Source organism: Aporhodopirellula sallentina SM41 (assembly GCF_000346505.1).
In the GTDB taxonomy this organism is placed as follows: Bacteria; Planctomycetota; Planctomycetia; order Pirellulales; family Pirellulaceae; genus Rhodopirellula; species Rhodopirellula sallentina.
Genome location: NZ_ANOH01000258.1, coordinates 1 through 11,477, shown reverse-complemented (window position 1 = coordinate 11,477; position 11,477 = coordinate 1). Strand labels below are relative to the sequence as shown.

1 protein-coding gene is annotated in these 11,477 nt (G+C 57.0%); it reads right to left on the bottom strand.

Translation table 11 applies throughout. From position 1 onward, the window contains the following. Positions 1-11,457, bottom strand: an 11,457-nt coding sequence (locus tag RSSM_RS31765) for a GEVED domain-containing protein (protein ID WP_173403165.1), incomplete at its 3' end; no start/stop codon positions are given. Positions 11,458-11,477 lie beyond the last annotated feature (20 nt).

Here is an 11,477-nt window from a genome sequence, read left to right as displayed (position 1 = left end):
GACCGGAGCATCGTTCACTGGCGTGATGTTCACCGTCACTGTCCGCGTCACGCTGCGGAAGTCATCCTGCATGACTCCACCGATGTAGCTCTGACCGTTGTCGGTCGCCGTGATCTCGATCACCGCCCAACCGAACACGTCAGGATTCGGCATCAAAGTCAAAATGCCATACTCGTCCAGAACCGGTTCGGCAGAGAACATGCCTTGCGGAGCATCGACTGAGTACGTGAACGTCAGGTCCTGCGTCGCCGCATGACCGGCTCCGTCACCACGTTCATCCAACGCCGTGTCCCGACTGACGAAGATCATCTCGTCCAGACCGTGCACGCCCGGATCGTTGCTCGCGATCACACCGCCGCCATAGATGTCGTAGTAAACAGGAGCGTTATCCGCGTTAACGTCTTCGGCGAACGTGACCGTGCTGAACGTTGGGAACTCTGGAGCGTCATTCACCGCACGGGTCGTCAGGGAAACCGTCGCCGGACCACTTCGCTGGGTTCCGTGAGTTGTGGTGGTGGCCGCTTCACCAACCGACGCGGCACCGTGCACGGTGACTTCGCCAAAATCCTCCACGAAGTACGTGAACTCGTCCGGTGAAACGAATGGAGTCTCATCGTTGAAATCGGTATTCGGTTTGTAGATGACCTGGATGAGTTCGCCTGTCCCCGACACGTTCGAGAACGTCAGCGTCAGCGTCCCGTTGGCCGTGTCCAATGTTTCTGTCACATCGCCCAACGAGTAATCCAACGTGGCCGCATCGAAACTCGGCGTGGCATTGCCGGGCAAGCCAATACCGAAGACGCGGAGGGAGGTTTCGTGTTCGTTGAACAAACCCTCACCCGTCAACGTGTCCGTCCGCTGGGAGAACGAGGCCTCGAGTGCGGAATCCGTTTGACCATCTCGCAGCAACATGGCGGCGGTGATCGTCAGAATGCCGTTCCCGTCGTCCGCTACATCAGGATCCGCGTTCGCAGCACCGGTCGCATTTGCGAACTCTTCGAACTCGGTCAATTCGAAATCACGGTCGATCGCCAGCGGAGCGTCGTTGACGGGTTTGAGCAACACGGTGACGGTTGCCTGATGCATCAGCGGGGCCGGAGTCGACGTACCATCCAACGCTTGATCGACACCTTGGTCCGTGATCGTGTAAACGAACGTATCAATGCCATACGCGTGCGGAGACGTCGACGGATCGTAAACCACATTCCCATCGACATCGAACGTGAGAGTCGCTCCCAACGCACTGGTTGCGTCAACATCGCTAACTGTCAGTCCAGCGTCATTGGTGTTGTCCAACTCGTCGTTGGCCCCCGCACGCGATTCCTCATCGTTACGTAGCAGGTAGCCCGCAGGGATCGTCAGCATGACATCTTCGGTTGGAACCGGTGCAACCGCTGCCGGAGTCAAACCGTTGAAGTAGGCAATCCAATCAGGATTGCTCTCGCTAATCGTGTCATCCATAGCGATAGGTGCATCGTTCGTAGGCCGAACGTGAATCATCGCGGTCGCTGAATTGGTTAGCGGCGTTCCGGCGACCTCTACATCATCGCCAGCGTCAGACAGGTCCATCGGATTGATGACTTTGCCGTTGTCTTGGAACGTGAACAAGAACGAATCCAAGTACGGCGCCGTGCCTCCCAAAACATCGTTGTCGGCATTGAGATCTTGGTCGCCGGTGTACTCGAGCGACTGCAAGAAGCCACCGCTGAACACCACCGTGACACTTCCGCGTGCGGTCGGATAGGTTCCCGACGTCGTGATCGGAGTTCCGGGAGTGATTTCGATCGAGACAATTTCGATCTCATCAACATCCTCCTGTGTCGATTCGTCCCACGGAGCCGCGGCGGTACCGCTCGGGTACATCGGGTCGGCGTCACCGACCACATCCAGAACGCCATCGGCGCCTTGCAACAGATCGTTCTTGGTAAAGGTGCGAGTGACCTCTTCCACCGCGTACAGAATCTGTTCGTCGCCATCAATTTCCGGTTGATCGTTGACCGGAGTCACGTTGATCGTCACCGTTGCGACGTCGTTGACGCCGGTCGGATAAGCGGGGGCACCATCGATCGAACTTTGTTGATCGGCCAAGCGGTATGTGAAGGTGTCATACCCTGCAAAGTCGGCAAGTGGTGTGTACGTGAAGTGCCCCGTTTCCGAATCAAACGAGAACGACTCCGCGTTGGACGGTCCACTGACCAAGATCGCGGTAACTGGGGTAAAGCTGTTCGGGTCGATCGTGTCGTTGTCGATCACACTCGCGAGCGATGCCCCTGCGGTATCCAGACTGCCGTCTTCCACCACCGAGTACAAAGCGGTCGTGTCGTTATCGTCGTTCGGCACGGGCAGTGCGACCGGCAGAATATCGATTTGATAGTCTTCGACTTCACCACCAACGGCGAGACCGGTCGGTGAAAGACCACCCTCGGGCGAAATTCGGAACCGTGCCCACGTGGTTCCCGCAACCGCAGTATCCGGGGTCACGATCGTGAGTGTGTTCTGCCCTGCGACGACAGGAAAACTGGTGAAGATCTGTTCGTTGGAGTCAAACACCTGGTTGCCGTTGAAATCAACCCACGCATCAAGCAACCCATCGGCGCTCGCGGTCAAGACAAAGTCCGCACCGTTTGGATTGAGCGGGTTGAGGAACCCGAGCACTTCCGTTTCGTCCGACGTGGTCGCTTGGCTTCCGGCATTCAGGAAGACACGGCGGTCGGTCGTTCCATCATTGTAGATCCCGACACCGACACCATCTTCATCGGCGAGACCGGTGGTTTCATCGCTTCCGCCCGGCAACGGTGCGTCGGATTCACCGTCAAACTCCGCGCCCAAACGAATATCATCGACCATCGCGTGACGGGCACCATCGTTGATCAACAACGATCCGTAAGGATCCGTCAACGTACCATCAGTGGCATCGCCAAAATCGATCTGCGTGTCCGGGAGAACAATCGTGAATGCGGTGGAACCATCGGTGCGGTTCGACCGCAACGGATTGCCCGCTAAATCTTCAATTTGGGTGTTATCGAGAGTGATCTCGTAAACGCTATCGAGCGTCCACAACGTCGAAAGTGGCGTCAGACGCAATTCACCGGTCGAAGAGTTGAACGCCAACAAGAAGTCTTGTTCCGCAGTCAACACTTCATTGTTGCGTCGAATCGTCACCGTGGTTTCGTTCACGGTATCCGGATTCACACCGGTGCCTTCGAACGGCGAATCGGGGTTCTCACCATCGGAGAGAAGGATCGAGAACGCCCCCACGATTGTTTCGTCCCAATGAACGAACGTGTCATTCGGATCGAGATCCACTCCATCGATGTCGTTATCAACCGGGTCGAGCAGAACCGCGTAAGGCTGCGTGGAATCGGAGAAGTCCAGAGCACCGATGTCAATGTCAGTATTCGGACCGGCACCATCACCCCCGACGCCGCCACTGACTCGCAATTGACCAAACGCGTCGAGCGTCGGCGCAAAGAACGGCGAATCTGGAATGCCAAGGATGTCTTTGAACGCTGCGTACGATCCACGATCGTTGAGCACATCTTGTGAGTTGTTGATCGTGCCGGCACCGACGGCGGGATAGTAGTTGCCGTTATCTGCATCGACAAACAACGGATTGTTGTCCGTTCGTGCGTCCGAACCGATCGGAGCGCCCGCGTTTTGGAAGAAGTTATTGTCGATCACCGCACCGACACCATTGTTAACGATGCCTGTCGCGAGTTCCGCGAACACGTTATTGAGCAAAGTTGGGCTAGCGTTGTTGTTGACGTTCACGCCAACGCCACCGCCATCGCCGACAAAAGTGTTATTGATGATCCGTCCGATCGGCACCGGACGCTGCGGATCAGTGTTGGCTTCACCGGAATAGTTGATCCCGCTGCTACCGACGATGATGTTGTTTTGAATCACAATCCCGGGAACCAATCGCGCGTCATCGACATCAGCGAAGTTCTGCGTTGAACCTGGATAGGAAACACCAACACCAGCGTCAGCGGCATCCGGATTGTCCGCCGGATCGGCATCGCCTTCGACCTCGCCTGGTTCGACGTTGATTCCGAGTACACGGGAGTCGGACAGGATGTTGCTCTCGAGGATCAGAATGCCTTGAGCACGTTCTCGGTTCTGGTCCGCATCGAGCCCGGTTCCCAGGAGGGAATCGAGGATATGCCGCGCGTTGGTATCGTAGTGCGAGACGAGGACAGTCGCATCGCCTGAGGCCAATGCGAATTCTCCTGCACGGCGAATTTCGAGTTGATAGCGACCGGAGAGTTGATTCGTCAGTGCGTTGTCATCCCGGTTGACATCAGCCCGGTCGGCATCGCTCGCTCCGCCGTCGAGTTGATCGGTGAGGTTTGACAAATTGACGAAAGCATTCGTAGCCGTACCCGGTGCCGCGGTCACCATTTCACCACGTTCAGCGAAACCGACAATGAAGTCGTCTAAGTACAAGCCTTCAAAATTGTTGTTCAGCCCGCCGACCGAGTTCTCGCTGTCGGCTTCGTTGATGTCGCCGAACTCATCGCCGACCAAGTCACCTTGGATCGACGAACCGCTCGTGCTGAATTCGAATCGCAATTGCACGTCGGTTTCGCCCGCGAAAGTTGAAAGGTCGACACGGGCTTGTCGCCATACCTCGGCACCGTCGTTATCGATCAACTCTTGCCGAATCTGCTTTTCAGCAGGTTGCGGGTCGGAACTGTTCACTCCGGCATCGGAAACGTGCGAGAGAAACGTGGGCAGTTCCGCTTGACCATTGGCGACCGACGCATCCGGATCGCTCAACGCCGAGTTGTTTGTCGCCAGGAGTTCCCAAGTCAGTCCACCATCACGTGACGCGTAGACACGAGCGCTGTCGCGGAAGAAACGTTCCGCTTCGGTGTCACTGACCTGCTTTCCGTCATCCGCTTCCGTTTCGAGGAAGTAGTTGAAATACAACGTCGGACGGTCTTCTGCGACGGATCCGTCGAGCGAGAATGAGTTTGTCGTCAAACCGCCCTTCGCACCGCCGGCGAAATCATATGTGTCACGCAGTGCTGTGTTGCTGCTGAGGTCCTGGTGTTGCAACTGGTTCAAGCCGTACTGCGCGTTCGTCGTGACATCGGTCGGCGTGATGTAACTCAGCGTCGTGCTTTGTGGATTGAGTCGCCACTGCTCAAATCCGAAGTAGAAACTCGCGCCTCCGGCCCCTTCGTTGGTTGTCCGAGTTCCCGGAACGATGTTCCCAAACTCATCCAGGGAGGTCGGTCGAAGTCCATCTTCAATTTGAACGGTGAAATTACCCGAATCACGACTGCCGTCGGAGGCCGCGTTGATCCCATGCCCGGCATCGTTGCCCCGCTGCATCGTTGGGTGCCACAGGTTGAAATCGAGCGGGGAGAACGCCAAACCGATGGGTGTCCCGTTCATGCCGGAAACGCTAATCCGAATGTCATCGGCCAAATCATCACCGACGGTACCCGTTACGGCCACATCAGCAAGCGTGCCGTCGAGCAATCCGGTGTCGTCAACGATGAGCGGATTGACATCGATCCCATTGAATAAAAGACCGGTGAAGTGAACCACCGCACCATCGTCCTGCAGGTCGCCGCTGACACGGATGCTGTTGGTTGTAATGTTCGGCAGAGCGATCAAAGCATCACGAAGGCTTTGAGCACCGGTGACCTCCGTTGACGCCGTAACACTCCCGGCAGGGTCGAGGTCGATATCATTGACCACTAGTTCCGCGATGTCCGTTTGCGCAAGCCCCCCGCGGAATTCGATCGTCAGACCATTAGTGACGGTTGGGTTGGCGGGATCGGTGGCCGTGACTTGGATATCGCCTGCACTGAGGTTTGGCAATGCCGCCAACGCGGAAAGGACATCAATATTGTCGGCATCAAACTGAAGCGGCCCCGTGGTCTCGGTCGTGGTCCCGTCGTCATAGCTAAGCGTGAAAGTTCCACTCGTCGCCGTCGACGTGATGGTTTGAAGTTCGTTGACGCTATCAACGGCGGGGGCATTTGCTGAAATCGGTGCCGTTGTTGCCGTTGTCATCCCATCGTCAAACGTGAGCGTGAAGGTGCCATTGGCAGACGGGACACCAGGAGTGACGGTAATGGTTTGCGATGCGTCCCCCGAGTTAAACGCACGAACCGCGTTCCCGTCCGTATCGAACGCATACAATTCGCCGTTAGATGCCGTCGCGAATAAGACATTGCTGTAGATACCGCCTTCGACATTTTGCGGACCGAGAGCTAGACCGGTAAAGCTAATTCCAACGGTTGTTGACAGAACTTCTGCGACGCCGGTGTTGCGGTTGATTTCCAAAAACTCGCCGGCGCTCGTCACACCATACAACTGGCCGCCGCCGCCAAACCCACCCATCGAGAGCCCGGTGACAGTCCCCTGCAGAACTTCTTCTGCGGTCCCAACACCTCCGTCGACATTCACATTCAACGGTCGAATATTCGCGACCGTTCCTCCGGCGCCATCGCCATCGTTTCCGTCGTCATAGATCAACGCAACCGCGCGTGCACTCGTTGCATCCGTTTCGTTGATGGCATCAACGATGTCCTGCGCGGTTGCCGTTACCGCGAGCGGATCTCCTGCACGCGAAAGGCGGACATTCATGGTGTTCGTGCCTTCGTCAAACGTCGCCACTGTCGGCTGGCCGTTTGCACCTAAGCTAAACGTCAAATTGAAGTTACCTGCTTCGCCCGGCACAGTCGCTCGAAGATAGATCCCGGTTGTAACCGAGTTGTCTCCTCCGCTAGCAACGTTGAAGGTAGTCTCCGCATAGTCAACACCGACTGGTTGGATCTCGCCCACCAAACCGTATTGAGGAGTCCCGTTGGTAAGCGCCGGTGCCGGCAGTGCATTGCCATCGGCGTCGCCCCGGTACAGTCGCGAACCACCGCCGACACCTTCCCTGACGGCGTAGTAGGTTTCATAAACGGGAACAGGGGCCGTGGACGGGCCGGTCTCACTTCGACGGCGGAACGTTACAGCGTCTGCGTTGTCGGAGTTGGTAACCTGCCGGGCGCGTTCCAGTCGGTTCTCCGTGTTATTGTTGGTGTCTTCCGGATCCGGAATTGCAGAGACATTGCTATAGCCTTCCACTCCTGGGATGTTGTCGTTTTGGCTGGTCCCGGCGATGACTTGGCCGTTGGCCGGGTTCAACTGTGACAACACTCCGACGGTGTCCGCACCGTCTTCGATCTCGTGGTACCCATACATCCTGCCATCGCCGCGAATCACGATGTCCTGAACATCGTCACCGCCACTGGTCAGGTTGGCGGAATCGGGTGTGAGATCATTGACGATTCCGCCACCGTTGGAAGGATCAACGGTGTAAAAGTTGTCCCCGTTGTCCCCATTCGAATCTGTTGCCACAAAGAGCGCAACATCTTGCAGGCGGAACGGAGTGATGTGTTGATCCAAAGCCGCCTTTGTGCTGATATCGATCAGCGGATCAACCGACGTGGGATTGATCTGGCTGATCAGGTCATCAACTCCGGATGTGTATCCTGTGAAACCGATGTGATCTTCGACGACACGCGTGACCGAGTTGATCGGCTCCAAGCGAGTCAGGATGCCCGCGTTGCCCGTTCCATTCTCGCCCTGAATGGAGAACTGCGACGCGACGACCGAAGGTGTGAATTGGTTGCTCATCACGGCGACGTAGTAACTGCCGCCGGGCGTCAAGTGCACAGGACCGATCGATGGGTCATCCGTGCCGAGCGATCCACGACTGAGATCATCGAGGCTTTGACCGTCGCCGCCGACTTCAGGTTGATCGTCTTCGATATTAGATTCACGACCGACAAAGATCAGCTCGTTGTTGGCGTTGAATACCGCGATGGTCGTATCGCCGCGTTTTTCATCCGCATAGTCGAGATCAAACACGACCGAAACGGTCCCGACATCCTCGGTAACACCTGGGATCACCTGAGTTGATGGATGGCTGACTTCAAAGCGGTAGACATCGACATCCGTTTCCGAATCAAGCGACCCCGCGATGGACAGTGTCGCGGTGTCGCTCGCGAGCAGGTTCGCCAGTTCTTGCGATCCACCTGGAGTGACATTTGCTCCAGCGTCTACTTGCTCAGCGGCCTCACCAATCAGTGGGCTGTGCCGAGGCAAACCACGCACGTCAAACGCGGTCGATGCGTACCGAATGTCCGCGTAACGAACCGTTGAACCGGGGAACTCATCCACCTGTTGCAGACGCACTTGCAGTTGATAGGCACCGTTGGTGACCTGGCTGCCGGCCGATTTCACGCGAACGAAATACTGACCGGTGGCAGTGAGGGTTGCTGCAACTCCCGGGTCACTATTGGTGAGCGTGTAGAAGTCACCACCGAGCAACGGTTCCTGTGTCAGCGAACCTGGATCGCCCGCTGCGATCGGATCATCGAGGAACGCAACAACCTGCCCGGACGCCGTTCCGTCATCGAGCACCAACTCCATCACGAGGTCGAGTGACGGATCCGTGCGATCGATATCGATCCACACCTGCGTTCCAGCAGTCGCCTGGAAACTGTACGCGTCAACGTCCTTGGAATTGTTCGGGCTGATGTAACCGTGCACTTCAAAACCGAGTCGACGATTTTCATCACCACTCTTCATGTCTGGGGCAAGAACGCCGAGCGGTTGTGCTTTGGTGATCGGATTGGAATTGACTTCCACGGTTCCGCTAAGTGGTGACTCGGCCTCGAGAATGATTGCAACGTTTCGGTCGTTGCTCCATTCATCAAAGAGGAAACCGCGCCATTCATCGCCACCGGCTATGCCACTGTCGTCATTGTCGGTATCAAAGTTCACACGTCCTTCAGGAGTGAACCCGGCACCGACCGTATCATCGGCGAGGTGCGTGATCACCACGGGGTAGCCGGGCAAACCGATCACCTGAATCGTGCCACCAATACGGTCGACGATGTCCAGCGGGTCTCCCGTTGCGGTGAAACCGGAATTGTTTCCGTCGACTTTGACAACCAAGCTTTCCGAAACACTACTTTGCAACCGCAGGCCGCTGTAGGTGTGGTGGTTCTCGACGATCACTTCGCCGCTAAGCACGTGGACGATGTCGGAATCGTCCCAGACGCTCTCGGTGGTGAGTTCCTGCCCCCGAACTTTCATTCCGTTGATGGTGTTGTTGTCGGTCTCATTGAGCCGCACCAACGGACCGCGGTTATCGTCGAACTGCGAGAAGCGATCTGCCGCACCGATGCTTCGCCCCGAGTCCACGAGTGACTCGTACGTCAAGGCGTTGGCGTTGATGTTGATCGCCGGTCCGGCGTTGTTGACGATTTCGTTACCAATCAAGATCGGCTGGGCACCGCGGACAAAGATCGCGGCGGCTTCATTTGTTCCGCGACCGAAACGATCGGTCGACGCATTCCCGCTGGCGTTGTCCGTAATCAGGCTGTTGGCGACACGGACGTCGGCTTGATGAATTTCGATCGCGTTGAAGGAGTCTGCTGCACCACCCGCCGACGCGCCCGTGGGAACCACACCACCGCCGTATGCGATGACGGCTTGATCGATGCTCCCCGACGAGGCCTCGCTGAAGAACAATCCGCCCCAGTCACCAGGGGCCGCTGAGCCAACACCCGTGTTCGTATCAAAGACTCCACTACCGCCATACCGTGAATCGTCCAATGAAGTGAAGATGATCGGACTGTTCTGAGTACCTTCGGCGATCAATGTCGCCGCGCCTCGCGCGGCTTCGATACGAGCTTCACTGAGTTTGACCACGGTACCAGGATCGATCACCAACCGTCCCGAGGGTCGTGCTTCTAGCGTACCACCCACCAACGTCGGGCCGCCCGGGTTGCCCTCGATGATCAACGACTCGGTAAGAATGTGTGTGATGTCGGTATCGTCAAAGCGTCCCGACACGGTCATCGTCTGAACCGATCCGCCCAGCGCGGTAGGAATCCCGACAAACAAACCGTTGTTGGTGTTTCCATCGAGGTAGTTACCAACGATGTCTGGACCGATTCGTCCGCCGGCGTCATTAAAGCTGTCCGGCGTCGCCGCAACGGCTGCTCTCGCCGCGTCAGTGATGGTGTTGAAACTCACCGTTGGGCGAGAGTCGACAATGTCGATCGGCGAGTAAACCTGCGTGTCAGTCGGATTGCCCTTGCCCCCACCATGACGAATGTCGAGATGATTGACAGTATTGAGGAAGACACCGGAATCTTCCAAGTCCGAATCGTCTCGCATGACGATCCCCCCGTAATCACCGGCTCTGGCACCAGGCCCGATACCGTCGGAGTTTCCACCGACGGTATCGTCATGATACGAGCGCAGATACACAGGCAAATCCGGCGTGCCGAGCACCTGAATCGCGCCGCCGCTGCGATCGGCACCAATCGATGAGGTACCGACATCGATGTTCGCCGCCCGCATCTTCAAGAGAGCACCGGACTCGATCCGTACCGTCGTGTCTTGAGGAACATTCAACGACGTGCCATCGGCCAACGGCGTTCCATCGGGTTCAAAACCGATCAGGTAAGGAGTCGTCGTCGAAAGCGAGCCGGCGGTGTTGTCATCGAGGCTTCCCACCACGCGAACCACCGAACGGCCGGCCGCTGCTTGCGCGGCCAAAAGTGCTGCGGCAATCGTCGTGTGAGACGCGACTGTGGTCCCGTCAATGTCGACATCCGCACCGAGTTTGTCGACATAGAAAGTGTTCGCCGCATCCGCGTTGTCGAACCAGAAGGAGTGCACACCGCCGGGAGTTCCGTCGCCGTCACCATCGATCGCCGTGCCGTCGGTGTCGGTAAGTTGCTCGCCTGTGACAGGAGTTGCGTTGAACGCAAGATGAACTTCGTACTCGCCATCGGTCGTGCCTCCGAATCCGGAATCCGCGATCGCCGGATCGTACTGATCGTTTCCAGTGCTGCTGACGCCGAAGAAGTACTCGCCGGCTTCGAGTTCAATCTCGATAAACGAGTCGCTTCCGTAGTAGCGATCGTTCTGTGCGATCACCTCCGAGGTGCCGTCCGCGTTCTTTCGGAAGAGTCGCAAAACCGTATTGAGCAGGCTCGGGTCTTTCCCGTGTTCTGACTGTGTCAGTCGTTCGGCGATCGTTTCAATCTGCACCGTTCCCGGGCTCGTGATATTGAAACGATACAAGTCGATGTCATTGGCATTCGCAGGAGAAATTCGCTGCAGGTGAATCAGGTCTGCGTCACCAGGGCTGGTAACCGACCCTCCCGAATCGCTTTGAACGCCTTCGCCCTGAACCGAATGCAGTTCATACGAGTGTCCCAGTCCGAGAGCATGTCCGATCTCATGGAACATGACATCGGTGAAACCATCTCCAAACGTCCGATCACTATTTGCGAAGTCCTCCTTATCGAGAACCACCAACGATGGCCCACCGCGTCCCGCAACTCCACCAGGCTCCGAGGTGTCAGAGGTGGTCGATGCCTGCAAGTCACCTTTTCCGATCACCAAGGTCGATGCGTCCACGGTATCGGTCTCGATGAACT